The sequence below is a fragment of the Streptomyces olindensis genome, from assembly GCF_040645895.1.
Taxonomy (GTDB): Bacteria; Actinomycetota; Actinomycetes; order Streptomycetales; family Streptomycetaceae; genus Streptomyces; species Streptomyces olindensis.
This window is the reverse complement of sequence record NZ_JBEYZD010000036.1, coordinates 25,773-51,228: the sequence shown is the minus strand read 5'-3', so window position 1 is coordinate 51,228 and position 25,456 is coordinate 25,773. Positions and strand designations below refer to the sequence as shown.

Genomic DNA, 25,456 nt, shown 5'->3' with positions numbered 1-25,456 from the left:
TCCTCAGGGGCGCAGCACGCCCTCGTGCGTCAGCAGCCGCACCTTGCGGTCCAGGCCCCCGGCGTAGCCCGTCAGCGCGCCGTCCGCCCCGATCACCCGGTGGCACGGCCGCACCACCAGCAGCGGATTGGCCCCGATCGCACCGCCGACGGCCCGTACGGCGGCCCGGGGCGCTCCGATCCGCGCGGCGATCTCGCCGTAGGTCGTCGTCGACCCGTAGGGGATGTCGTCGAGCGCGGCCCACACCTTCTCCCGGAAGGCGGTGCCCTCGGTGCGGCAGGTCAGCCGGAACTCCTTCAGGTCCCCGGCGAAGTAGGCGGCGAGCTGCTCCTCGGCCTCGCGGAAGGGCCCGGGGTCCCGCCGCCAGTCGTCCCGCACCTCGCGTCCGCCCTTCTGCCCGGGCACGGACAGCGAGGTCAGCTCGCCGGCCGGGGCGGCGGTGAGGAGCAGCGGCCCGAGGGGGCTGGGCACGCTCGTCCAGTAGGTCGGATGGGTCATCGAAGCTCCCACTCCCCTGCTGCGCGCAGGTGGTTCAGTGCGTACGAGCGCCAGGGGCGCCAGCTCTCGGGGACGTCCGGGCCGGGCGGGGCGACGTCCGGGTCGCCGAGGGCGCGGGTGCGGATCTCGGCGATCGTGCGGGCGTCCAGGCCGGGCACGGCCCGCAGGGCGTCCTGGGCGTCGTCCCGGTCGGCGCCCGGGTCCAGGCGGACGGTGTGGTCGGCGAGGGCGGCGGCGAGCGCGCCGAGGGTGCCGTCGGGCTCGGCCCCGGCGAGGAGGGCCGGCTCGGGGAAGAGATGGGTGAGGCCGCCGCAGGGGGCGTCGAGGGTCTTGCCGTAGCGCCGGACGAGCCGTTCCGCCGCGGTCCGGCCGACCAGGGCCCGCACGGCGAGTTCCTCCGGGTCGGCGGTGCCCGGCGAGCGCAGCCCGGGCCGGGCGGCGACCAGGGGCGCGAGGCGCGGGTCGGCGGCGAGGCGCTCGTCGACGGCGTAGGGGTCGGCGTCCAGGTCGAACAGCCGTCGCAGCCGCTGGACGGCGGTGGTCAGGTCGCGGGGGTCGGTGAGGTGCAGCCGGGCGTCGAGCCAGCCGCCGGGGTGGGCGCCGGGGCCGGTCCGCGCGGTGCCGGGCCGTTCGTCGACGGCGACGATGCCGGTGCCGTACGGCAGGCGGAGCGTACGCCGGTAGGTGCGTGCTCCCGGTGGGCCGTCGATCTCCTCGATGCCGGGTACGGCCTCGCGTTCCAGCAGGTCGAAGACGGGGCCGGCCTGGTAGGGGCCGCGGTGGGCGAGCCGGAGCGGGATGCCGGCGCTCGGGGTGGCCGTACGGCGGCCCCGGCCGTTCTTCGGCGCGGCGGCGCGCAGCTCGCTCGGGGTGGAGGCGTACACGGCGCGGATCGTGTCGTTGAACTGCCGCACGCTGGCGAAGCCGGCGGCGAACGCGATCTCGGTGACCGGCAGCGCGGTGGTCTGGAGCAGGACGCGCGCGGTGTGCGCCCGCTGGGCCCGGGCGAGGGCGACCGGTCCGGCGCCGAGTTCGGCGGTGAGCTGCCGCTGCACCTGCCGGGCGCTGTAGCCGAGCCGTGCGGCGAGTCCGGCGACGCCCTCGCGGTCGACGACGCCGTCGGCGATGAGCCGCATGGCCCGGCCCACCGCGTCCGCCCGGACGTTCCACTCGGCGGAGCCGGGCACGGCGTCCGGGCGGCACCGCCGGCAGGCCCGGAAGCCGGAACCCTGCGCGGCGGCGGCCGTGGCGAAGAACCGCACGTTGGCCCGTTTCGGGGTGATCGCGGGGCAGCTCGGCCGGCAGTAGATGCCGGTCGTCTCGACGGCGAAGAAGAAGGCGCCGTCGAAACGGCCGTCACGGCTGCGTACGGCCTCGTACCTGGGGTCTTCCCCCGTGTCCTCGTCCCTCACGGTGTCCAGTCTCCGCCGTCGGCGGGGATGCCGCTGGCGGAAATCGGACACCGCGCTGCGGGCCGCGGACGGTTACGAACGCCAGTGCGGGCCGCGCTTCGCCTCCATCGCGGCCCTGCCGATCGCCCCCTTCCGCTTCCAGTCCTTGCGGATCTCGGCCCGGAGCCGGGCGTCGGTCTTGGCGACGATGCGCTGGTTCTCCCGCAGCAGCTTGCGGTAGCTGGTCAGCCGCCGTTCCGGCAGCTCACCGGAGTCGACGGCGGCCAGGACGGCGCAGCCCGGCTCGGCCTCGTGGGCGCAGTCGTGGAAGCGGCACCGCTCGGCCAGTTCCTCGATCTCGGAGAACACCTGTCCGACGCCGCTCTCGGCGTCCCACAGGCCCACGCCCCGCAGCCCCGGCGTGTCGATCAGGACACCCCCGCCGGGCAGCGCGAGGAGGTTGCGGGTGGTGGTGGTGTGGCGGCCCTTGCCGTCGACGTCGCGGGTGGCCTGGACGGCCATGACGTCCTCGCCGAGCAGCGCGTTGGCGAGGGTGGACTTGCCCGCGCCGGACTGCCCGAGCAGGACGGACGTACCGCCGCCGACGATCGCCGCGACCACGTCGAGCCCGTCCCCGTCCATGGCGCTGACGGGCACCACCGGCACGCCGGGCGCGCTGGTCTCCACGTCCTGGACGAGGTGCGAGCGGGTGACGGCGTCCGGCACGAGGTCGGCCTTGGTGAGGACGACGACGGGCTGTGCCCCGGACTCCCAGGCGAGCGCGAGGAATCGCTCGATGCGGCCGAGGTCGAGCTCGACGGCGAGGGACACGGCGACGACGGCGTGGTCGACGTTGGCCGCGAGGATCTGCCCCTCGGACCGCTGGGAGGAGGTGGAGCGGACGAAGGCGGTGCGGCGCGGCAGGTAGGCGCGGACGTAGCGCGGGTTCCCGCCGGGCTCGACGGCGACCCAGTCGCCCGTGCAGACGACCCGCATCGGGTCGTGCGGCGTGACGAACGCGGTGTCGGCGCGCAGCACCCCGCCGGCGGTGACGACGTCGCACTGCCCGCGGTCGACCCGGATGACGCGTCCGGGCAGCAGTCCTTCGGTGGCGTACGGGGCGAACTCCGCCGCCCATGCGTCGTCCCAGCCGTAGGGAGCGAGCGCGGAGAAAACGGAGGGAGTGGAGCTGGAAGTCAAGGGTGACCCTTCCCAAGGTCGGCCCCCGGCCCGACGGTCGGTCGGATCAGCCGGTGGCCATGGAGGTGGACGTGATGATCTGGATGCGGGCAGCGCTCATCGCAATGACAGCCATCGGTCGACACCTCCTCGATCCTCGACTCTTCGTGATCCCTCACACTTCTGGAACCGCCGTCACGTTATCCCGGCACGGCGGAGTCGCGTCAACTGGTTTTCGCGCAGTCGTCCCCGTTCAGCGCGAAGTCGTACGGCGGGGAGTTCTTTCCGCGCCAGGAGGCGAGGAAGCCGAAGGCCAGGTTGCCGCCGGCGGGGACCGACTTGTTGTAGTCGGCGGCGGTGGCGGTGACGCGGGAGCCGTCCTGGGAGACGGAGGCGTCCCACATCTGGCCGACGTGCTGGCCGTCCCGGAAGGACCAGGACACCCGCCAGGAGTCGAGCGCCTTGCTGCTGGTGACGGTGACGGTGGCCTGGAAGCCGTCGGGCCACTGGTTGACCAGGTCGTACTCGACCCGGCAGACGGGGTCGGCGCTCTCGTCGGATCCGGACCGGTCGGTGGGCGAGGAGGTGCCCTGCGGTTCGGTCTGGCGGTTGCTGCCCTCCGGCTTGCCGGGCTTGTGCGGCTGCTCCTTCTTCCCGGTGGCCTCGTCGGCCGGCTTCGAGGTCGCGGGCGGCAGGGAGGGGGCGGACGGCAGGGACGGGCCGGGGTCGGCCACGGGCTGGCGGCCGGCGTCGTCGCGTGCGCCGAGGTCGCCGCCGGAGCCGCCGAAGGGCATCAGCGAGACGCCGAGCGCCAGGACGGAGACCAGGACGGCGGCGACGAGCAGGCCGTTGCGGGCGACGCGGGCCTTCTGCGCCTTGTCCTCCTCCTCCGCGGCGGCCTGGTCGGCCTGGCCGGGGCGGCCGGCGCCGAGTCGCACCTCGGCGGCGCGGCGGCGGCGTTCCAGGTAGGCGAGACCGCCCCAGCCGATGACTCCGCCGGCCAGCGCGGCGGGCAGTCCGCCCCCGTGCAGGCGCAGGCAGGCGGCGGCCTCGGCGCACTGCACGCAGGTGGCGAGGTGCCGGGAGAGGTCGCCGGGGGTGTCGGCAGCGGAGGAGCGGGTGACGGCGTCCAGCAGCCGGGCGTAGCTGCGGCAGCCGGACTCCATCGGCGTGTCGAGGTGGTTGCGGTGGCAGCGGTCCCGGAACAGGGTGCGCACCTGCTGGAGTTCCTCGGCGGCGGTGGCCGGGTCGAGGGCCAGGCGGCGGGCGACCAGGGACAGCGGCAGCGCCTCCACCTCGGCGAGCCACAGCAGTTCGGCGTCCGCCTGCTGGAGGTCGCGCAGGCCGCGCAGCGCGAGCGGCCGCCGCAGCGGCGGGCCGGTGTAGCGGGCGGCCTTGTCCGAGTTGAGCCACAGGCGCAGGTCGGGGTCGAGTTTGTGGCCCTGCCCCTCCTCCTCCCAGGCCGCGGCCGTGGTGCGTACGGCGGTCAGCAGCAGGGGTATGCGGGGCAGCCGGGCGGGACGGCGGCCGGCGGCACGGGCCGGACCGGTCTCGGCGGCGCGGGCCTCGCGTATGCCGTGTGCGAACGCCTCGCGGCCGAGCTGTGCGGCGGCGGCGGAACCGGAGGTGCACAGGTCGGCGTAGGCGAGGACGGCGTCCCAGCACTCGGAGAACAGCGCGGCCTCGGTGGCGTCCTGAGGGGTCGGCAGGTCGGGCATGGGTCTCCTGCATCCACACAAGCGAGGTCAACTCACCGAATTGGCAGTGGAGTTGGGGGGAACCTCGGGGCAGGGCCAGAGCTTTTCACGCCTCCCACACAACTGACAAGCGCCCTGTTCAGATATCAGCACAGGGCGGCGCACCCCGTGGGCCTCCGTATGCCGTACGGGCGCGGCCGCCCTGCGACTCAACGCCGTACCGCAATGATGGACGACGTCACCGAAGCGTTATACAAGCGGGGTGGGTTCGTCCGCCGGGAGGCTGTCCATGAAGGAGCTGACCGAGAAGACCGCGTTGCCGGCGCCGGGCGGGCCGTAGCCGGGGGGCGAGGAGAGACCGAAGTCCTCCATGGTCTGCCGGTACGCCTGGAGCAGGCGGATGTGGTACTCCAGGGGCGCGCCCTGCGGGTTGGCCTTGCCGAGCGGGGTCGTGGGCTCCGGGCACCAGGTGGTGAAGCGGGGCGTGATGCCGTGGGACATGAAGAAGCGCAGGCCCTCGGTGGTGGAGTCGATGGCCTCGTCGACCGTCTTGAAGCCGAAGGGCTCGGCCATCTCCACGCCCGCCACGAAGTTGGGGATGACGTTGCGCGCGCCGAAGATCTCGGCGGAGTCCAGGATGCGCTTGTGCCACTCGTCGCGGCCGACGTACCGCTCCTTGCCGGGGCAGTACATCTTGAACAGGTACTCGTCCCACACCTCGTAGTTGGGGTGGTAGATCTGCACGCCGTAGTCCTTGAACCGCTGGACGTCGTCGCGCGGCAGCGCCTGGGCGACGACCTTGCCGATCCAGCGGCCGGGGAAGCGCTCCTCGATGGCCTTGGCGTAGTGGCCGTAGAAGTCGGCCTCGTCGCGCCCGGAGACGGTCTTGGTGATGGCGCCGCCGGTGAGCGTGTAGGCGGTGGAGGCCTTCGCCGTGTCGTACCGGTCGATGATCTCCAGCGCCTCCAGGACCTCCTCGACGTCCTTCACGCCCGTGTACGGCCGCCCGGCGGCCTTGTGCTGGCGCCAGTTGTGGTTGATGTCGCAGTACTGGCACTCCTCCTTGGCGCCGAAGTACTGGCAGACGCGGAAGACCGTGAGGTAGATCAGGTAGCCCCACTGGATGGTCGGGGCGACCTCCATGACCGACTTCCCGTTGGCGAGGGTGTGCCGGTAGTACTCGGGCATCGGCGGCACGCCGACGTCGGAGATCCGCCTGCCGTCGAGGTACAGGCCGAGCACGCCGTCCTCGTTCGCGGCGACGCGGTAGGGCGAGGCGGGGTTCACCCGGACCGAGACGACCGTGCGGCGCAGGTCGTAGGGGCCGCCGGTGAGGATGATCTCCTCCGGGGGCCGGCGCAGTGCGGCCTCGCCCAGCTCGGGCAGGGTGCCGTGGTCGAAGGAGAAGATGAAGTACGACTTCGGCTTGACCTCGCCGCCCTCGTTGTCGCTGAGCGCGGACGGGTCGAAGGCCACGCCGCCCCGGAGCAGGTCCTCCTTGAAGACGGCCTCCCGCGGGACGTGCGGGAACCGCTCCATCAGATCCTCGACCAGCGCGGTACGGCTGCCGCTGCCCATCCCGTCTCTCCTCCCGGCTCGGACGTACGACTCCTCACGGTATGCCCATGGGTGCGCGGGGGCGGTACCGGGTCCCCCCGAGCCGGGGGAATGCCTGGTTTGCGGCGGTTTGCTGGGATCGCACAGGGGGGTCGTCGTGTCAGGCCGCGTGTTCCAGCGCCGCCGGGTCGACGGCGTGCGCCAGTTCTCCTCCGGCCAGCAGCCGTTCGGCCTCCTCCGCGACGGCCAGGCCGAGCCGTGCCAGCTCGTTGCCCTGGGAGCCCGCAAGGTGGGGGGTGACGAAGGCCCCGGGCAGGTCGTAGAGGGGCGAGTCGGCGGGGAGCGGCTCGGGGTCGGTGACGTCGAGGACCGCGGTCAGGCGCCCCGAGCGCAGTTCCGCCACGAGGGCGTCGTGGTCGACCAGCGCGCCGCGGGCCGTGTTGATCAGCACCGCCCCGTCGGGCATCAGGGCCAGTTCGCGGCGGCCGATCATGCGGTGGGTCTCGGGCGTCTCGGGGGCGTGCACGGTGACGATGCCGGACGTGCGCAGCAGTTCCTCCAGCGGCAGCAGGGGGACGCCGAGCGCGGCGGCCTCCTTCTCGTCGACGTACGGGTCGGTGAGCACCGGCCGCAGGTCGAAAGGGCGCAGGAGTTCCAGGACGCGGCGGCCGATGCGGGAGGCGCCGATGACGCCGACGCGGCGGCCGTGGTTGCCGATGCCGGGGATGACGCCCCAGCCCGGGGAGGTGCGGGTCGCGCGCATCCGCTCGCGGGCGGCGAAGACGTCCTTCCCGGCGAGCAGGATCACGGCGAGGGTGTACTCGGCCACCGGCAGCGCGTTGGCGGCGGCGGCCGACGAGACGGCGATGCCGCGCCGCCAGACCCCGGGCGTGGCGAAGGACTTGACCGAGCCGGCCGAGTGCAGCACGGCGCGCAGCCGGGGCGCCGCGTCGAGGACCGCCTCGTCGAGCCGGGGGCAGCCCCAGCCGGTCACCAGGATCTCGGTCCGGGCGAGCGCGTCGAGGACGCGCGGGTCGGTGAAGTCCCCGGCCACGAGGGCGGGATCGATGTCCACGGACGCCCGCAGCCGCGCCAGCACCTCGGGCGGGAAGACCTGCGGCACATGCTCGGCTGCCATGGCGAACAGTGCCTGGGGGCGCTGGCTCAAGGAGGTGGCCTTTCCGGCTCGGCGACATATGTAGAAACCGCTCTCTACAGGGCCTCCACGGTATGCGGCCGGGGCGGCGACGGCAATGGACGGGGGGCCGGGGTAGGTTCCGGCGGGGGCCTCAGCCGGTCCCCGCTGCCTCGGGGAAGGGACGACGCGATGAACGGCACCGTGACCAACTGGGCGGGCAACATCACCTACGCGGCCAAGGAGGTGCACCGGCCGGAGTCGCTCACCGCGCTGCGCGCGCTCGTCGCGGACAGCGGCCGGGTCCGGGTGCTGGGCAGCGGTCACTCGTTCAACGAGATCGCCGAGCCGGGTGCCGACGGCGTCCTGCTGTCGCTGGCCGGCCTGCCGCCGGAGGTGGAGGTCGACACGGCGGCCCGTACGGTCCGGGTCGGCGGCGGTGTGCGCTACGCGGAGCTGGCCCGCCGGGTGCACGCGCACGGTCTCGCGCTGCCCAACATGGCGTCCCTGCCGCACATCTCGGTCGCGGGATCGGTCGCGACCGGCACCCACGGCTCGGGGGTGCTCAACGGCCCGCTCTCGGCGCCCGTGCGCGAGGTGGAGCTGGTCACGGCGGACGGCTCGACGGTGGTCGTGGGCCGGGGCGAGGAGCGGTTCGGCGGGGCCGTCACCTCCCTGGGCGCGCTCGGTGTCGTCACCGCGCTCACCCTCGACCTGGAGCCGGCCTACGAGGTCGAGCAGCACGTCTTCACCGAACTGCCGTTCCAGGGGCTGGACTCCGGCACGTTCGAGACGGTGATGGCGACGGCGTACAGCGTCAGCCTGTTCACCGACTGGCGTGCGCCGGGCTTCCGGCAGGTGTGGCTCAAGCGGCGCACCGACCAGCCGCTGCCCGCCTTCCCCTGGGCCGCCGCGGCCACCGAGAAGCTGCATCCGGTACCGGGCATGCCCGCGGTCAACTGCACCGAGCAGTTCGGGGTGCCGGGGCCGTGGCACGAGCGGCTGCCGCACTTCCGGGCCGAGTTCGTGCCGAGCAGCGGGGCGGAGCTGCAGTCGGAGTACCTGCTGCCGCGCGAGCACGCCGTGGGGATGCTGCACGCGCTCGACGCGATCCGGGAGAGGATCGCCCCGGTCCTGCAGACCTGCGAGGTGCGTACGGTCGCCGGCGACGACCAGTGGCTGAGCCCGTCGCACGGCCGGGACACCGTGGCCGCGCACTTCACCTGGATCGAGGACACGCGGGCGGTGCTGCCGGTGGTGCGGGAGGTGGAGGCGGCGCTGGCGCCGTTCGGGGCGCGGCCGCACTGGGGGAAGGTGTTCACCGTGCCGGCGCCGGTGCTGCGGGGGCTGTATCCGCGGCTGGACGACTTCCGGGCGCTGGCGCGGGAGTTGGACCCGGACGGGACGTTCGCCAACGCGTTCGTGCGGGACATGCTGACCCGGGCGTGAGCGCGAGGCCGGCCGGAGCGGACGGCCGGGCGGTCGGGTCGTGGCATGCGGCCGCCGGAGCGGACGGCCGGGGCCCGGGCGTGGCGTGCGGCCGTCGGCGCGGACGGCCCGGGGGGGGGCAGGGTGTGGTGCGCGGCCACCGGAGCGGACGGCCGGGGGGCCGGGCATGGCGTGCGGCCGTCGGCGCGGACGGCCCGGGGGGCCAGGGTGTGGTGCGCGGCCACCGGAGCGGAAGGCCGGGGGGCCGGGCATGGCGTGCGACCGTCGGCGCGGACGGCCCCGGGGGGCCAGGGTGTGGTGCGCGGCCACCGGAGCGGACGGCCGGGCGGTCAGGGTGAGTTGCGCGGCCGTCGGCGCGGACGGCCGGGCGGTCAGGTCGTGGCGTGCGGCCGGCCGGGGACCGTGGCGCGGTCGGCCTCGTCCTGGACGAGCAGGGAGAGCAGCGCCGCCACCGTGAGACCGGCCTCGGCGGGGTGGCGCAGCACCTTCCCCGGGTCGATCCGGTAGGTGTTCGTGCGCCCCTCCCTGGTGTGGGAGAGATATCCGTCCTGCTCCAGGTCGGCGATGATCTTCTGAACGGCGCGTTCGGTGAGCCGGCAGTGGGCGGCTATGTCCCGGATACGGGCGCTGTGGTTGTCGGCGATGGCCGCCAGCACCCGGGCATGGTTGGTGAGGAACGTCCATCCGGTGTGTGGCTCGGGCACTCCATCCATGCCCCCACTCTAGCGACCGGGCATTCACGCAATCAAAAACACGTACTGCGTTTCATGTATTGGTTGACGTGTGTGGGGTAGAGAGGCAAGGCTTGAACCGGAGGCGGGCCGACAGACAGGGAGATCAGAGCCATGCCGGAGCCTGCGTACTCTGCGCGGTCTCAGACGCAGGAGGGCGCCGCGCCCGCGGTGGAGGACAGCGCGGCACCGGTGATCCCGCCCTGCATGGCAACCCTGGACGTCCTGCCGGACGGTGACCGGATGACCGTGACCCTGTGGGGCGAACTCGACCTGGGCGGCCGACGGCTCCTGCCCGACCTGTACGACATCCTGACCCTGTCGGTCAGCGGCGTCGACCTGTATCTGGACTCGGTCGGGTTCTGCGACTGCTCCGGCGTCAACGTCCTGCTCGACCTGCGCACGCGCGCCCTCGACCAGGGCAAGACCGTCGTGATCCGCTGCGCCGGCCGCGCGGTCGAACGCGTCCTCGACCTGACGGGCACGCGGGAGCTGTTCACGGACGCCGCACGCCCGGACGGCGGCGACCCGCGGGCGGACGCCGACCAGGACGGCCTGCTCACCGAAGTCGCCCAGCTGCGCCGCGCGATGCAGACGCGGCCGACCATCGACCTGGCCCGCGGCATCCTGATGGCCTCCTTCAGCCTGAGCCCCGAGGCGGCCTGGAGCGTGCTGGTGAGGACCTCCCAGAACACCAACACCAAGCTGCACCACCTGGCCCGGGAGCTGGTCGGCGCCGTCCACGGCAGCACACTGCCGGAGCAGGTGCAGCGGCAGCTCGCCGCCGCGGTCGCCGGAGCGGGCACCCGGGGCGGGACGGCGGCGGGCCACCCGGGCGGCGCGGCCGAGGACGGCGCGCCCGGCACAGGCTGACGCGCCCCGCTCACGCGCTCCGGGGCATCATGGTCCGGCCACGGCCGGACACCACCGGCCGCCACCAGCGGCGCACTTTATAAAGCCCCTTTCCTAACCCCTTGTCGAAAGTCCCGGCAGCCCATAGCCTTGCGCCGCGCCGGTGCCGACGTCGACCCGGCCCTGGCCGGCCTGGGAAAGGATGGGCACTCCGGTGAAGCGCACATCACGTGACATCCGCACCGCGAACCGCTACGAGGTGCTGCGCCAGATCATCGCCGCGTCGCCCACCTCCCGGCAGGAGCTGGCCGCCGCCACCGGCCTCAGCCTCGCCACGGTCGCCACCCTCGTGGGCGAGCTGCTCGACCTCCGCATGATCACGGAGGTCGGCTTCGAGGACTCGGCCGGCGGCCGCCCCCGGGGCCTGGTCGCGGTCAACGCCTCGGGCGGCGCGCTGATCGGCGTCGACATCGCCGAGACGTACGTCCACGTCGAGCTGTTCGACCTGGGGCTGAACGTCCTGGCCCGCGCCGAGGAGGACGTCCGGGCCAGCGAGAGCCTGCCCGAGCAGGTGGTCGCCCACGTGGCCACCGCCGTCGGCTCGGTGGTCACCCAGGCCGGGATCGAGGGCGCCCGGGTGCTCGGGGTCGGGGTGAGCGTGCCGGGGCAGGTCGACCGGGCCACCGGCGTCTCCGAGTACGCGCCCAACTGGGACTGGCACGAGGTACCGCTGCTGGACCTGCTCACCGAGCACATCGCCTACCCGCTGTACCTGGACAACCCGCTGCGCGCCAGCGCGGTGGCCGAGCTGTGGTTCGGGGCCGCGCGCGGGCGCGGGAACGCCGTGGTGGTCAACCTCGGGACCGGGGTGGGCGCGGGACTCGTCCTCGGCGGCGGGCTGCACCGCGGGGTGAGCAACAGCGCGGGCGAGTGGGGCCACACGACGATGGTGCTGGACGGGCGGCTGTGCCGCTGCGGCAACCACGGCTGCGTGGAGGCCTACGTCGGCGCGCGCGGCATCATGATGAACCTGCGCGAGGTCAGCCCCGACAGCGCCCTGCTGCACCCCGAGGACCAGACGGCGACCATCGGCGCCCTGGCGCGCGGGATCGCGGCGGGCGACCCGGTGGCGCGCCGGGCCGTCCACGAGACCGCCCGCTACCTGGGCGCGGGCGTGGCCGACCTGGTCAATCTGTTCAACCCCGAGATCGTCGTGCTGAGCAGCTGGGTCGCCCTCGCCCTGGGCGAACCGCTGCTGCACGAGGTGCGCGAGGCCGTGACCCGGCACGCGCTGCCGCGGCCGCTGGCCGCCACCGAGATCGTCCTCTCCCCGATCCCCACCGATCCGGTGTGCCTGGGCGCGGCGACGTTCGCGCTGGAGGGCGCGCTGCAGACCGTCGGGCAGAAGAACGGCAAACGCACCACCCCCATGAGGAGCCGTTCCGCCGCGCCACCCTCGTGACGGCGGAAGCAACTCCTCCGCGAGACCCGTGTGTTCGAAATAGCGAACCGGACACAACGCTTCGAACAGACTTCGTCCAACCCCTTGCCGAAGCCTTAGCCGAAGCTCTAGCGTCCCGCACCGCACCTCTCTTTGAGCCATCCGGCGCGAGCCACCGGGCCACGCGCCCTCAGGCAGTGAGCCGCAGAGCCGCAGCCGCACTCGAGACAAGGACGTCAGCATGTCGGCATCGAGCAACATGAACTGGGACCGCCGAACCGTACTGCGGGCCGCGATGGGCCTGGCCGCCGCCGGCGGGCTGGCCGCGTGCGGCAGCAACACCGGCCGGAGCGGCGGAGGGTCGGGCGACGGCCTCGTCCAGTACTTCCACGCGTACGGCGAGCCCGGCGTCGAGCAGGCCGTGAAGCGCTACGCGAAGGCGTACAAGAAGGCGAATGTCTCCACGCAGTGGATCACCGGCAACAACTTCGAGCAGAAGCTCTTCTCCGCACTGCTCACCAAGAACGCGCCGGACGTCTTCGAGTTCCACCCGCAGATCCAGATGGTGAAGAGCGGTCAGGTGGCGGACCTGACCGACATCATCGAGCCGGTCAAGGACGACTTCAACCCGGCCGACATCAAGTCGCACACGGTCGACGGCAAGATATACGGCGTCCGGATGATCGACGACCCGCAGTTCCTCTTCTACCGGCCCTCGCTGTTCGAGAAGGCGAAGATCGAGGTGCCCACCACGCTGGAGGAGCTGATCGAGGCCGCCGACAAGCTGACCACCAGCAAGGTCAAGGGCATCTTCCTCGGCAACGACCTGACCTCGATCGACCGCCCGCTGATTTGGTCGGCCGGCGCCGACACGCTGACCGCGGACAACAAGCCGGCGTTCAACACCGACGCGGTCGCCGATGGTCTCAAGCAGCTGCGCGGTCTGTTCACCAGCGGCAATCTGCTCCTCGACGCCCCCGCCGACTCGTGGGACCCGTCGGCCCTGATCCAGGGCCTCACCGCGATGCAGTGGTGCGGCATGTGGGCCATGCCGGCCATGCAGAAGGCGCTCGGTGACGACATCGGCATCTTCCCCTTCCCGAAGGTCGGCTCGGCCGGCAAGCAGTCGGTCTACAACGGCGGCTGGTCGATGTTCGTCAACGCCAAGGGCAAGAACGTCGAGGCGGCCAAGGAATACGTCAAGTGGCTGTGGATCGACCAGAAGCAGTACCAGGAGGACTTCGCCACCTCCTACGGCTTCCACATCCCGCCGCGCACCTCCCTCGCCCAGTCGGCCGACAAGCTGAAGTCGGGCCTGCCGGCCGAGGGCGTGAAGCTGTTCAACGAGTTCGGCCACTTCGACAACATCGGCTGGACGCAGGCCATGATCGCCGCGTTCTGGGACGTGATCGCCAACACGGTCCGCAAGAACGGCGACCCGAAGGCCGCCCTCGACGCGTGTGAGAAGAAGGTCGACGCCGAGCTCAAGAAGCTCTTCGGATAGGCCGCCGGACGGATCTCGACATGTCGACCACCACCACATCCGGGGTCGCCGAGAGCCCCGCCCCGGCCAAGGTCTCCAAGGACCGGCCGCGGCGGGGCCTCAGGGCGAACAGCACCTTCAACTTCTGGCTCTTCACCGGGCCGTTCCTGATCGGCCTGGTGATCTTCGTCTTCGTGCCCATCGGCTGGAGCATCTGGCTCAGCTTCTTCGAGGCACGCTTCACCGTCACACCGAGCGAGTTCGTCGGCTTGGAGAACTACAAGTCGATCCTGACGAACGAGGACTTCCTGAACTCGCTCGTCACGTTCACCGTGTTCGCCGCGTTCATCGTGCCCGCCACCTGGGCGATGTCGCTGGGACTCGCCCTGCTGGTGAACCGGCTGCGGTTCATGCGGGCGTTCTTCCGGTCGGTGTTCTTCCTGCCGACCGCGGTCAGCTATGTCGCCGCCGCGCTCATCTGGAAGATGTCCATCTTCAACGGCGTCCGCTTCGGCATGGCCAACACCTTCCTCGGTTGGTTCGGCATCGACAACATCGCCTGGCTGGCCAACCCCGACCCACCCTGGTACTGGCTGGTCATCGTGACCGTCCGCCTCTGGCTCCAGTCGGGCTTCTACATGATCCTGTTCCTCGCGGCGCTGCAGAACATCCCGCGGGAGCTGTACGAGGCCGCCGCGATCGACGGCGCCAAGCCGGGCTGGCAGACCTTCCGGCACATCACCCTGCCCCAGCTGCGAGCCACGTCCACAGCGGTGATCCTTCTCCTGCTCATCGCCGCCTACCAGGCCTTCGACGAGTTCTGGAACCTGCTGCCCAAGGCCACCTGGGGGCAGCCGCCACTGGTCGAGCTGTACAAGATGGCCCTCGGCGAGAACCAGAACTACGGCGTGGGCAGCGCGGGCGCGGTCGTGCTGACCCTGCTCATCTGCGTCGTCACCCTGTTCCAGGGCAAGATCATGGGCTTCGGAAGGGGTGAGGAGTCCAAGTGACCACCACAGCACCCGACCTCGGGAAGGTCACGGAGCCGGCCAAGGCCAAGCGCGGCGGCGTCATGAGCAGCACCGGCCTGTACATCGCGACCGGCATCGCGGCCGTCCTCTTCCTGATCCCCTTCTACCTCATCGTCCGCAACGCGCTGATGACGGACCCGGAGATCACCGGGGAGAACTGGAAGTGGTTCCCCACCACCATCCAGTGGAGCAATTTCAGCGAGCCCTTCAATGACGTCACCGTCGACTTCGCCCGTTCCCTGTGGAACTCCGTGGTCGTCGCCGTCCTGCACACCGCCGGCATCCTGCTGATCTGCTCGATGGCGGGATACGGTCTGGCGCGCATCCCGTACAAGCACGCCAACAAGGTCTTCTACGCCGTCCTGGCGACCCTGATGGTTCCCACGGCGGTCACCTTCGTGCCGAGCTTCGTCCTGGTGTCGTCCCTCGGCTGGGTCGACAGTTACCGGGGTCTCATCATCCCGGGCCTCTTCAGTGGTTTCACCTGCTTCCTGTTCCGGCAGTACTTCCTCGGGTTCCCGAAGGAGCTGGAGGAGGCTGCGCGCGTGGACGGGCTCGGCTACTGGGGCGCGTACTGGCGCATCGTCGTACCCAACTCGCTGAACTTCTTCGCGGCGATGGCCACGATCACCTTCATCAACGGCTGGAACTCCTTCCTGTGGCCCCTGGTCATCGGCCAGGATCCCAGTGCCTGGACCGTCCAGGTGGCGCTGTCGTCGTACATGACGAACCAGACCGTCAACTACCACCTGATCTTCATGGCCACCGCCATCTCGATCCTGCCCCTGATCTTCGTCTTCCTCTTCCTCCAGCGCTGGCTGGTGCAGGGGATCGCGCAGACCGGTATCAAGGGCTGAGCTAGGAGACCGATGTCTTTCCGCACCTCCCCATCCGCCGACTACGTCGAGGACGTCTCGCCGGGCCGCGGGACGCTCCCGCCGCGCGCCTGGTACGCGGCCTCGGACGCGCAGTCCCTGTCGCTGAACGGCAACTGGCGCTTCCGGCTGTCGGCGACGGCCGACGCCGAGGACGACTCGTTCGCCGAGGAGGGCTACGACGCCGGGGGCTGGGCCGAGGTCGCGGTCCCCGGCCACTGGGTCCTCCAGGGCGACGGGGCGTTCGGCTCCCCCATCTACACCAACCACCTCTACCCCTTCCCGGTGGATCCGCCGCACGTCCCGACGGAGAACCCGACCGGTGACCACCTGCGCGTCTTCGACCTGCCGTCCGACTGGCCGTCGGACGGCGGGGCGGTGCTGCGCTTCGACGGGGTCGAGTCCTGCGCGCGGGTGTGGCTCAACGGCACGGAGCTCGGCGAGTTCAAGGGCTCCCGGCTGCCGCACGAGTTCGCGGTCGGGCACCTGCTGAAGCCGGGCGGCAACACCCTCGCGGTCCGGGTCCACCAGTGGTCGGCCGGGTCGTACCTGGAGGACCAGGACCAGTGGTGGCTGCCGGGCATCTTCCGTGACGTCACCCTGCTGCACCGCCCGGCGGGCGGCGTGGGCGACTTCTTCGTGCACGCCTCCTACGACCACACCACCGGCGAGGGCACCCTGCGCGTCGACTCCGACGTCGACGGGCGGGTGACCGTCCCGGCCCTGGACATCGATGTCGCCACCGGCGAGTCGGTGACGGTAGCGGTCGAGCCGTGGACGGCCGAGACGCCGAGGCTCTACGACGGCGTGCTGGCCACCGAGGGCGAGCGGGTGCCGCTGCGGATCGGGTTCCGCACGGTCGTCCTGGAGGACGGGCTCGTCAAGGTCAACGGCAGGGCCGTCCTCTTCAAGGGCGTCAACCGGCACGAGTGGCACCACGAGCAGGGCCGCGCGCTCGACCTGGAGACCATGCGCGAGGACGTGCTGCTGATGAAGCGGCACAACCTCAACGCCGTGCGCACCTCGCACTACCCGCCGCACCCGGCCTTCCTGGACCTGTGCGACGAGTACGGCCTGTGGGTCATCGACGAGTGCGACCTGGAGACCCACGGCTTCACCGAGCAGGACTGGCGGGACAACCCGGTCGACGACGACCGCTGGACCCCGGCCCTGCTGGACCGCGCCGCCCGCATGGTCGAGCGGGACAAGAACCACCCGTCGATCGTGTTCTGGTCGCTGGGCAACGAGGCCGGCACCGGCCGCGGGCTCACCGCCATGGCCGAGTGGATCCACGGCCGCGACCCCGAGCGGCTGGTCCACTACGAGGGCGACTGGAACTGCCGCGACACGGACGTGTACTCGCGGATGTACGCCTTCCACGACGAGGTCGAGAAGATCGGGCAGCGGCTCGACGGCGGTACGCGGGGGCGCCGGGAGCTGCCGTTCATCCAGTGCGAGTACGGCCACGCCATGGGCAACGGCCCGGGCGGGATCGCCGACTACCAGGAGCTGTTCGAGAAGTACGAGCGGCTCCAGGGCGGGTTCATCTGGGAGTGGATCGACCACGGCGTCAAGCACCCCGAGCTGGGCTACGCCTACGGCGGCGACTTCGGCGAGGAGCTGCACGACGGCAACTTCGTCTGCGACGGCCTGGTCTTCCCGGACCGCACGCCGTCGCCGGGCCTGATCGAGTACAAGAAGGTCATCGAGCCGGTCCACATCGAGGGCGACGGCGCGAACGGCACCGTGCACGTCACCAACAAGCAGGACTTCGCGGACCTGTCCGCGCTGGCCTTCGAGTGGTCCTGCCAGGTGGACGGCGAGACCGTCGAGTCGGGTTCGCTCGCGGTGCCGGCGCTGGCGCCGGGCGAGAGCGCCGAGGTGAAGCTGCCCGAGCCGCCCGCGGACGGCCGGGGCGGCGAACGGCAGTGGACGGTGCGGGCACTGCTCGCCGACGACACGTCGTGGGCGCCGAAGGGCCACGTCGTGGCCTGGGGGCAGTTCGCCGCGGGGGCACGGCCGCTGCCGTCCTTCCCCGCGACCGACCGTCCCGTGCGCGAGGCCGGCCGGATCACGCTCGGCCCGGCCGCGTTCGACGCCCGGACCGGGGCGCTCCTCTCGATCGGCGGGGTGCCGGTCGGCGCGACGCCGCGGCTGGACGTGTGGCGGGCGCCGACCGACAACGACGAGGGTGCCGAGTGGCAGACCGACACCCGCTACGGGACGCTGTGGCGCACGCTCGGCCTGCACCGCATGCGGCACCGCCTGGTCTCGGTCGAGGCCGGTGACGACGCGCTGACGGTCCGCACCCGGGTGGCGCCCGCCGCCCGCGAGGTCGGCCTGGACACGGTGTACCGCTGGACGTCCGACGGGGAGCGGCTGCGGCTGTCCGTGTCGGTGACGCCGCAGGGCGACTGGACGGTGCCGCTGCCCCGGCTCGGCGTCCGCTTCGGGCTGCCCGAGGCCGACGCGGTCGAGTGGTTCGGCGGCGGTCCCGGCGAGGCCTACCCGGACACCAGGGCGGCCTCCATGGTCGGCCGCTGGCGGTCGACGGTGGACGGGCTGCAGACGCCGTACCTCCGCCCGCAGGAGAACGGCGCCCGTGCCGACGTCCGCTGGGTGGAGCTCGGCGGGCTCCGGATCGAGGGCGACCCGGAGTTCTGGTTCACCGCGCGGCGCTGGACGACCGAGCAGCTGGACGCGGCCCGGCACCGCACCGACCTCACGCCCGGCGACACGGTGTGGGTCAACCTCGACCACGGGCAGCACGGCATCGGCTCGCAGTCCTGCGGCCCGGGCCCGCTGCCGAAGTACTTCCTGAAGGCCGAGCCGGCGGAGTTCGCGTTCGTGTTCTCGACCACCGGGTGAGACAGCGAGGTAAGAACTCGATTAATCGATTGACCAATTGATCGACATTCCGACAGGGTCGGGACGTCATCCGCGGCCGGTCGGCCCCTCACAGCCGACCGGCCGCACTGCGTTCACCACAGAAAGCCGGTGAGTCGGTTGAGTGTCGCCATCGAGGTCCGCGGCCTGTCCCGCACCTTCCACACCACCGTCCGCCGCCCCGGGTTCCTGGGCGCCGTCCGCTCCCTGGTCAACCCCGAGCGAGTCGCCAAGCACGCGGTCACCGACATCACCTTCGACGTGGCCCCGGGCGAACTCCTCGCCCTGCTCGGCCCGAACGGCGCCGGCAAGTCCACCACCATCAAGATCCTGACCGGCATCCTCACGCCCACCTCCGGCGAGGCCCGGGTCGCGGGCGTGGTGCCCTACCGGGAGCGCGAGCGCAACGCCCGCAACGTCGGCGCGGTGTTCGGGCAGCGCACCCAGCTGTGGTGGGACCTGCCGGTGCGCGAGTCGTTCGCGATCCTGCGGGACATCTACGAGGTGCCGAAGGCCGAACACGCCGCCCGGCTGAAGGAGTTCGACGGCATCCTGGACCTGTCGTCCTTCTGGGACACCCGGGTCCGCCACCTCTCCCTCGGCCAGCGCGTGCGCAGCGATCTGGCCGCCGCCCTGCTGCACGACCCGCCGGTGGTGTTCCTCGACGAGCCGACGATCGGCATGGACGTGGTCGTGAAGGAGCAGGTGCGGGAGTTCCTGCGCCACCAGGTGGAGCAGCGCGGCCGTACGGTGCTGCTGACCACGCACGACATGACGGAGGTCGAGCGGCTGGCGGAGCGGGTGGTGCTGGTCAACCACGGGCGACTGGTGCTGGACGGCACCCTCGACGAGATCCGCCGGAAGTTCGGCTCGACCTGGCAGGTGCGGGCCACGCTCGCCGACGCGCACGCCGAGGTCGTGCCGCCGCCCGGCACGACGCTGCTGCGGCACACCGGCGCGCAGGTCGTCTTCGGCCCCGACGGGGCGGACGCCCCCACCGTCCACCAGGCGCTGAAGGCGGTCATCGAGCGGTTCGAGGTGACCGACATCGCCCTGGAGGAGGCGGACCTGGAGGACGTGATGCGGGCCGCGTACGTGCATTCCGGGGAGGCCTGACGTGGCCGTCCTGCACGCCTGGCGCGCGGCCCGCGTCACCCCGCTGGGCGAGCTGAACGCCCCGCCCCGCATGACCGCCGTCGCGCTGCGGCTGACCGTTCAGGTGGTGCTGGTCTGGTCGCTGTGGCGCGGGCTGTACTCCCACACCGGCACGACCGCCGGGCTGAGCCGCGACCAGGCCGTCACGTACGCCGTGCTGGCCGTGCTGGCCTCCCGCCTGCGGGAGCTGGACCAGTACGCGGGCCGGGACACGGTCCTGCAGCACATGCACTTCGGCACCATCGTCTACTGGTACCTGCGCCCGCTGCCGCCGCAGCGCTATTACGCCCTGCGGGCGGCCGGCGAGCAGCTGTACGGGCTCGCGTGGGCGCTGACCGGGTACGTGGTCTGCCTGGTCGCGGGGGTCGTCGAGCCGCCCCGTTCGGCCGCGGTGGCCGGGGTGTTCGCGCTCAGCATGCTGCTGGGTCAGTGGGTGCTGTACTACGTGATGCTGGTGCTCGACCAGTTGTGTTTCTGGACGGTCCGCAACACCGCCGCGATGCTGATCCTGATGTTCGCGCAGAACCTGCTGTCCGGGGTGTACGCGCCGCTGTGGTTCTTCCCGGACTGGTTCGTGACGATGAGCGCCTTCCTGCCGTTCCAGGCGACGCTGAGCGTGCCGCTGTCGCTGTACGTGGGGCGGATCCCGCTGTCCGACGCGGCGTTCCAGCTGTCCGTCCAGGCCGCGTGGGTCGTGGTGCTGGCGCTGTTCACCCGGCTGCTGTGGCGGCGGGCCGCCCGGCGCGTGATCTCGCAGGGAGGCTGAGATGTCGTTGAAGGCACTGCGGATCGTGTGGCGCGTGACGGCGCTCAACTTCCGCGCGCAGATGGAGTACCGCACCGAGTTCCTGCTGATGATCGCGATCGGGGCGATCTGGCAGGTGTCGGTGATCGTGTTCGCGACGGTGCTGCTGTCCCGGTTCGCCGGGATGGGCGGCTGGGACAGCTCGGACGTGCTGCTGATCCCGGCGACGCGGATGCTGGCGCACGGGCTGTTCGTGCTGTTCCTGGGGCGGATGCACTGGGCCGGCCGGCAGATCCAGGAGGGCCGGGTCGACATCTACCTGATGCGTCCGATGCCGGTCCACCGCCAGATCCAGCTGGCGTTCTTCCCCACCAACGCGATCGGGGACCTGACGGTCGCGGCGGGCCTGATGGTGGGCGCGCTGTCCCGCAGCGACCTGGACTGGACGGCGGGCCGGATCTCGTACCTGGTCGCGGCCGTCCTCGGCGGCATGCTGCTGGAGGCTGCCCTGTTCACGCTGGTGGCCTCCGCGGGTCTGCGGTTCCCCGCCGCCGACTACTGGGGCCGCTGGCTGGAGGAACTCCTCGGCACGTTCGGCAGTTACCCGCTGAACGTCCTGCCGCGGGCCGTGGGCGGCTTCCTGACGTACGGCCTCCCCCTCGCGTTCGTCGCCTACTTCCCGGCGGCGGTCCTGACCGGCCACGGCCACACCACCGGCGTGCCGTACTGGCTGGCGGCGTCGGCGCCGCTGCTGGGGCTGCTGGCGTACCTGGGGGCGCGGCTGGTGTGGCGGTGGAGTCTGCGGCACTACACCGGGATCAACGGCTGACCGGCCGGCCCGACCCGCGGATCGGGGTGAACAGGGCGGCCACGGCGAGCAGGACACAGGTCGCCCCGGCGGCCAGGGCGACCGGTGCCGTGCCCCGTTCCTCGGCGGCCCAGGTGAGCACGGCCGCGCCGACCGGTGCCGCCGCGTACTGAAGGGTCCAGAAGGCGGAGGTGACCCGGCCCAGGAGGGGTTCGGGGGTGACCTCCTGGCGCAGGGACATCGAGCAGGTGCCGGCCATGCCGGCGCAGGCGAGGAAGGCGGCGCTCAGGGCCGCGACTACGGGGACGTCGCGGGCCCAGCCGAGCCCGGCGAAGGCGAGGCCGCACACCGCGACCGAGCCGGTCCACGTCGGTCCGAAGCCGAGGCGGCGGCGGACCCGGGCCACCAGCAGGGCGCCGGTGATGGTGCCGAGCGCGCCCACCGCCATGACGGTGCCGACCGTGCCGTCGTCGTGGCCGAGGTCGTGCTTGAGGTGGTAGATGACCAGGTCGTTCAGGCCGAGGGTGAGGAAGCTGAACCCGAACAGCAGGGCGGTCAGGGAGCGCAGCACGGGGTGGCCGAGGAGGAAGGCGACGCCGGTGCGCAGGTCCTGCCACAGTCCGGCGCGCGGGCCCGGCCGCTCGTCGCCCGGGCGGGCGCGGAACCGGACGAAGAGCAGGCAGACGGCCGACACCCCGAAGCTCGCCGCGTCCACGCCGACCGCGGCGGCCGGGCCGGACCAGGCGGCGACCAGCCCCGCGCACAGCGGCCCGAGGACGCCCGCCGCCGCGGCGGTGGCGTTGAGGCGCCCGTTGGCCTCGGTGAGCCGCTCGGTCCCGACCAGGCCGCGCACGACCGTGACGTAGCCGACCGCGAAGAGCATGCCGACGGCCTCGCACAGCGGCAGCACCACGTACAGCAGCCAGATCTGCGGGCCGAACAGCCACACCAGCGGGATCGCCCCGTAGAGCAGCATGCGCGCCAGGTCGCAGCCGATGAGCAGCCGGCGCCGGTCCACCCGGTCCACCACCGCCCCGGCGAAGACGGCCGCCACGACCGCGGCCGCCCCGCCCACGGCCGTGAGCAGGCCCATGCGGGCGACCGAGCCCGTGGCCTGGAGGACGAGCAGGGGCAGGGCGATGAGCGCGAAGGAGTCGCCGAGCACGGAGAGGGTCTGCGCGACCCAGAAGACGCCGAAGTCGCGCTGCCGCCACAGTGGCCGGGCGCCGGGTAACTCCCCGTCGGCTGCCGCGGCGGCACTGCCGCCCGGCTCGTCCTCACGCCGCGCCGCCTCGTGGGTCATGCCGCCTCCCCCGCATCCCGAGTCCCGCGTCCCGCGTCCCCGGCAACCCTATGGCTCCCGGCGAAAACCGTTACCGCAGGGCGGTGTCGGCGGAGTAGCGTCCGCAGCGTGAGGTGATCTCCCCCGCGGTGCCCGCACACCGCAGACGCGAACCCGACCCGCACCCTGCCGTCGCGCACGGAGAGATCAGCATGCACCTCACCCTGGGCAGCACCCCTGACGAGACCCTGGCCGCCTTCACCGCACGGGCGGCCGCCGATCCCGGTGTCGTCGGGCTGGTCCTCAGCGGCTCCCGCGTCCACGCGGGCATGCCGACCGTCCACTCCGACTACGACCTGCACGTGATCCTGCGGGACCGGCACGCCTCGCCGATCGCAGAGCTGGACTGGTTCCGCTCCGCCCACCTGGACCTCGTGGTCGTCCCGCTGGCGGAGTTCCGCACGCGGGGCATGCCGGGCCGCCCGGACAGTTTCGCGCGGTACTCGTACGTCTACGCCGAGGTGCTGCTCGACCGGCTGGACGGAGCGATCGCCCGGATCCTCGACGAGAAGCGGACGCTGGGCGCCGAGGAGGCCCGGACCGCCGTCGACGGCCGGCTCGACGCCTATGTGAACCAGGCCTACCGCTCGTTGAAGAGCTACCGCGACGGCCGCCCCGCCATGGGCCACCTGGACGCCGCCGAGACCGTCCCGTACGCCCTGGAGGTGCTCTTCGCCCTGCACCGCCGGGTGCGGCCGTACAACAAGTACCTCCAGTGGGAGCTGGAGCGGCAGCCGCTCGGCGCCGCCCGGTGGGACGCGGAGCGGCTCCTGCCGGTGCTGCGCCGCATCCTGGCCGAGGGCGACCCGGCGACCCAGCGCGCCCTCTTCACCGGCATCGAGGAGGCGGCGCGGCGGGCCGGTCACGACCGGGTCCTCGACTCCTGGGGCACGGACCTGGAGCTGCTGCGACAGCCCTGAGCGGCGGGGGCGGTCCGCCGGACGGTGTCAGTGGTCCGCGCAGCAGGGTGTCGGGTCCGGTACCTCGAAGGGGACGAGGGTGCCGCCCGCGGCGGGCATCGCCGTCAGGACGAGCGCGCCGTCCCGCCACTGCGGGCGTACGTGGTCGCGTGTCGTCAGCGGCGTGTCCGGGGCGGGTGGCTCCGGCGTGCCGAGGACGGTCACGCGGTCGATCGCGGACCGGGACAGCACGTCCGAGACGGTCAGCGTGCCGGTGAGGGACGCGGCGCCCGGGTAGAGCACCGCGCGCCCCACCGCGTCCGGCACGCCGTGCGTCACGGCGTGTCCCCCGGCCGTGAGCCGCTCCAGGGCGGTGCTCAGGGGCGGCTCCGACGGCAGGGTGAGGGACAGGACGACACGGGGGCGTTCGCCGCGCACCAGGTGCGTGCAGGCGAACGCGTCCTCGGGCAGGGCGAGTTCGGCGGCCAGGGTGCGCAGCAGGTGGTCGGCCGCCCGCAGTTCCCTGGTCCCCGCGTCGACGGTGAGGGCGTACGGCGTCACGAGGGCAGGACCCAGACGGGGTTGGTGTAGAACCACAGGTCGCGCCACGGGTCGGCGTCGCCGGCGAGGTCGAGGGCGGGGCCCGCCGGGTCGACGGCCGCGCCCAGCGCGCCGACGGCGGAGCGGTTGCCGTCGGTGCCGCGCAGCCGGACATAGACGGGCTTCTCCACCCGGCCGAGGTCGAAGGTGAGGCGGGTGACGCCGGTGGCGTCGCTGACGTCGTACGCCTTGACGACCTTCGCGGTGGGTGCCGTGAACGTGTCCGGGTCCGCGACGGGGCCCGTCACATCGCCCTGGATGACGTCGACACGGGCCAGTTCCGGCACGAACCCGGCCCAGTTGGGGCCGCCGGCCGGGGTCACGTCGACGGTCAGGGTGACCTGGGTGCCCTTCCTCACGTGCAGGGCGCCGCCGAGCGTGGCCCAGCGGCCGCCGCCGGTGACACGGACGTCCAGGGCGTCGACGAGCTGCCCGTGGTCGACCCAGAGGCGGCCGGCGCGGATGCCGTCCATGACGGCGGCGTACGAGAAGCCGTCCGCGCCCACGTGGGTGCGGCTGTACTGGCCGGGCCAGTAGTCGCCCTGGGTGAGGTCGATCCTCCCGCCGTAGACCGGGTCGGTGTGCCTGCCGCCCGCCGCGTAGTCGCTGTCGGGGCCGCCGCGCACGGCGGTGTCGGCGTAGACCTGGTGGGAGTCGGAGTTGGCGGTGATCCACCAGGGCTTGCCCTCGGCGAGGAGGCTGTCCCACAGGCCGCCGACGGTGGCGGTCATCCAGTCGAATCCGCCCCAGGTGCGGTAGCTCTCCGGCGGGTAGCCGGGGAAGGAGTTGGGGCCGGGGTTGTTGTCGTAGAGGCCGCGGGAGCGGGCCATGCCGAGCGGGGCGGGGAGGCCGGCGGCCTGGTGGCCGGGGGCGCCCTCGAATCCGACGGCGATCCGGTGCCGGGTGCCGGTGGCGTCGCGCCAGGCGCGGATCTCGTGGGGCGAGTCGACGCCGCGCCGCGCCGGGTGGTTGGCGAGCATCAGGGCGTCCTTGACCTTGCGCCGCCGGACCTGGTCGGCGAGGAAGTTCAGGCCCGCGACGGCCAGCGCCTCGTTGGCGGGCGTGGAGTCGGAGGCGCCCTTCACACTGCCGTCGTAGTCGGTCTCGAACTGCTTGAGGACGGCGACCTCGTTCCTGCCGGGGTGCACGAAGACCGTGCCGTGCTCGGCGGCCGGGATGTTCCACTCCAGGCCCTGGAAGACGAGGGTGTCCTCGTGGGCGGCCCGGGCCTCCTTGATGTCCGGGTTGACCTTCTCGACGCCGATCTTCGCGTGGGTGGCGTTGCCGTGGTCGGTGATGACCAGCCAGTCCATGCCGTGCCGGGCGCCCTGGCGGACCTGGTCGACGACGCGGTACTTGCCGTCGTTGCTGTACTGGGTGTGGATGTGGTGGTCGCCGGCCAGCCAGAGGAAGCCGGTGCGGCGCCGGCCGGCGGAGGCGGCGGCAGGCGTCGCCGCGCCGAGGACGCTCCCGGCCGCCAGGCCCGCGCCGAGCAGTCCGGCGCGGCGCAGCAGCGAGCGGCGCGAGCGCTGTTCGGGGCTGAGGGCCTCGTCCGGGACGGCGGGGTCGAAGGCGGCGGGCAGGGCCGGCGCGGTCTCGTGCTCGTGGTCGTGCCCGTGGTGGCCGTGGTGGTGACCGTGTGCGTGCCCGTGTCCCATGAAGCGCCTCCTGTGTGCCGCCGGTGCCGGCGGCTGCCTTCTAC

The 25,456-nt window shown here is 72.4% G+C and carries 21 protein-coding genes; 11 read left to right on the top strand and 10 right to left on the bottom strand.

The window, feature by feature from the left end:
• Positions 1–3: 3 nt before the first annotated feature.
• The 6 genes from ABZ948_RS23280 to ABZ948_RS23255 all read right to left on the bottom strand — a co-directional run bounded on the left by ABZ948_RS23280 (position 4) and on the right by ABZ948_RS23255 (position 7,490).
• Entirely contained in the window at positions 4–498 is a 495-nt protein-coding gene (locus ABZ948_RS23280) for a methylated-DNA--[protein]-cysteine S-methyltransferase (protein ID WP_359762426.1), read from the bottom strand.
• Positions 495–1,910, bottom strand: coding sequence for a DNA-3-methyladenine glycosylase 2 family protein (locus ABZ948_RS23275; protein WP_359762424.1), 1,416 nt, complete (start codon positions 1,908–1,910; stop codon positions 495–497). Before ABZ948_RS23275 ends, ABZ948_RS23280 begins: the two co-directional genes overlap by 4 nt.
• Before the next feature lie 72 nt (positions 1,911–1,982).
• Positions 1,983–3,089: a ribosome small subunit-dependent GTPase A gene (rsgA, locus tag ABZ948_RS23270; RefSeq protein ID WP_359762422.1), complete on the bottom strand. Its 1,107-nt coding sequence runs from the start codon at positions 3,087–3,089 to the stop codon at positions 1,983–1,985.
• A 203-nt stretch (positions 3,090–3,292) separates the two neighbouring features.
• Complete coding sequence (locus ABZ948_RS23265) at positions 3,293–4,786, bottom strand: cellulose binding domain-containing protein (protein WP_359762421.1); 1,494 nt, start codon at positions 4,784–4,786, stop codon at positions 3,293–3,295.
• Between the two features lie 228 nt (positions 4,787–5,014).
• Positions 5,015–6,343, bottom strand: coding sequence for a radical SAM protein (locus ABZ948_RS23260; protein ID WP_359762419.1), 1,329 nt, complete (start codon positions 6,341–6,343; stop codon positions 5,015–5,017).
• A gap of 139 nt (positions 6,344–6,482) precedes the next feature.
• Positions 6,483–7,490, bottom strand: coding sequence for a hydroxyacid dehydrogenase (locus ABZ948_RS23255; protein ID WP_359762417.1), 1,008 nt, complete (start codon positions 7,488–7,490; stop codon positions 6,483–6,485).
• Between the two features lie 159 nt (positions 7,491–7,649).
• Between ABZ948_RS23255 and ABZ948_RS23250 the strand changes: the two genes are divergently transcribed.
• A complete protein-coding gene (locus tag ABZ948_RS23250) occupies positions 7,650–8,906 on the top strand; it encodes a D-arabinono-1,4-lactone oxidase (RefSeq protein ID WP_359762416.1) in 1,257 nt (418 codons plus the stop codon).
• A gap of 371 nt (positions 8,907–9,277) precedes the next feature.
• Here ABZ948_RS23250 and ABZ948_RS23245 read toward each other — a convergent pair whose 3' ends face one another.
• Positions 9,278–9,619 (bottom strand): helix-turn-helix transcriptional regulator, encoded by a 342-nt coding sequence (locus tag ABZ948_RS23245; RefSeq protein WP_359762414.1) that lies wholly within the window; start codon positions 9,617–9,619, stop codon positions 9,278–9,280.
• A 225-nt stretch (positions 9,620–9,844) separates the two neighbouring features.
• Between ABZ948_RS23245 and ABZ948_RS23240 the strand changes: the two genes are divergently transcribed.
• From ABZ948_RS23240 to ABZ948_RS23200, 9 genes are all read left to right on the top strand, one after another.
• The gene (locus ABZ948_RS23240) at positions 9,845–10,510 is read left to right on the top strand and encodes an ANTAR domain-containing protein (RefSeq protein ID WP_359762412.1); all 666 of its coding nucleotides are present in this window, start codon (positions 9,845–9,847) and stop codon (positions 10,508–10,510) included.
• A gap of 181 nt (positions 10,511–10,691) precedes the next feature.
• Complete coding sequence (locus ABZ948_RS23235; RefSeq protein ID WP_435857577.1) at positions 10,692–11,951, top strand: ROK family transcriptional regulator; 1,260 nt, start codon at positions 10,692–10,694, stop codon at positions 11,949–11,951.
• Positions 11,952–12,171: 220 nt separating this feature from the next.
• Entirely contained in the window at positions 12,172–13,434 is a 1,263-nt protein-coding gene (locus ABZ948_RS23230) for an ABC transporter substrate-binding protein (RefSeq protein WP_359762410.1), read from the top strand.
• Between the two features lie 20 nt (positions 13,435–13,454).
• On the top strand, positions 13,455–14,423 hold the full coding sequence (locus ABZ948_RS23225; RefSeq protein WP_359762408.1) for a carbohydrate ABC transporter permease: 969 nt from the start codon (positions 13,455–13,457) through the stop codon (positions 14,421–14,423).
• The gene (locus tag ABZ948_RS23220; protein ID WP_359762406.1) at positions 14,420–15,301 is read left to right on the top strand and encodes a carbohydrate ABC transporter permease; all 882 of its coding nucleotides are present in this window, start codon (positions 14,420–14,422) and stop codon (positions 15,299–15,301) included. The genes ABZ948_RS23225 and ABZ948_RS23220 overlap by 4 nt, the downstream gene beginning before the upstream one ends.
• 12 nt (positions 15,302–15,313) lie before the next feature.
• Positions 15,314–18,187, top strand: coding sequence for a glycoside hydrolase family 2 TIM barrel-domain containing protein (locus ABZ948_RS23215; RefSeq protein ID WP_359762404.1), 2,874 nt, complete (start codon positions 15,314–15,316; stop codon positions 18,185–18,187).
• A 138-nt stretch (positions 18,188–18,325) separates the two neighbouring features.
• Complete coding sequence (locus ABZ948_RS23210; RefSeq protein ID WP_359762488.1) at positions 18,326–19,321, top strand: ABC transporter ATP-binding protein; 996 nt, start codon at positions 18,326–18,328, stop codon at positions 19,319–19,321.
• A gap of 1 nt (position 19,322) precedes the next feature.
• On the top strand, positions 19,323–20,126 hold the full coding sequence (locus tag ABZ948_RS23205; protein WP_359762402.1) for an ABC-2 family transporter protein: 804 nt from the start codon (positions 19,323–19,325) through the stop codon (positions 20,124–20,126).
• A 1-nt stretch (position 20,127) separates the two neighbouring features.
• Positions 20,128–20,934: an ABC transporter permease gene (locus tag ABZ948_RS23200; protein WP_359762400.1), complete on the top strand. Its 807-nt coding sequence runs from the start codon at positions 20,128–20,130 to the stop codon at positions 20,932–20,934.
• Here ABZ948_RS23200 and ABZ948_RS23195 read toward each other — a convergent pair.
• Complete coding sequence (locus ABZ948_RS23195) at positions 20,924–22,216, bottom strand: MFS transporter (protein ID WP_359762397.1); 1,293 nt, start codon at positions 22,214–22,216, stop codon at positions 20,924–20,926. The two genes, ABZ948_RS23200 and ABZ948_RS23195, sit on opposite strands and share 11 nt — an antisense overlap.
• 191 nt (positions 22,217–22,407) lie before the next feature.
• On the opposite strand from ABZ948_RS23195, the gene ABZ948_RS23190 reads away from it, so the two are divergent.
• Positions 22,408–23,175 carry a hypothetical protein gene (locus ABZ948_RS23190; protein ID WP_359762394.1) on the top strand — a complete coding sequence of 256 codons (768 nt, stop codon included), beginning with the start codon at positions 22,408–22,410 and terminating at the stop codon, positions 23,173–23,175.
• A 27-nt stretch (positions 23,176–23,202) separates the two neighbouring features.
• Here the strand turns inward: ABZ948_RS23190 and ABZ948_RS23185 are convergent, their stop codons facing one another.
• Both ABZ948_RS23185 and ABZ948_RS23180 read right to left on the bottom strand, forming a co-directional pair.
• A complete protein-coding gene (locus tag ABZ948_RS23185) occupies positions 23,203–23,715 on the bottom strand; it encodes a hypothetical protein (RefSeq protein ID WP_359762392.1) in 513 nt (170 codons plus the stop codon).
• Entirely contained in the window at positions 23,712–25,412 is a 1,701-nt protein-coding gene (locus ABZ948_RS23180) for a PHP domain-containing protein (protein ID WP_359762390.1), read from the bottom strand. Before ABZ948_RS23180 ends, ABZ948_RS23185 begins: the two co-directional genes overlap by 4 nt.
• Positions 25,413–25,456: the final 44 nt, after the last annotated feature.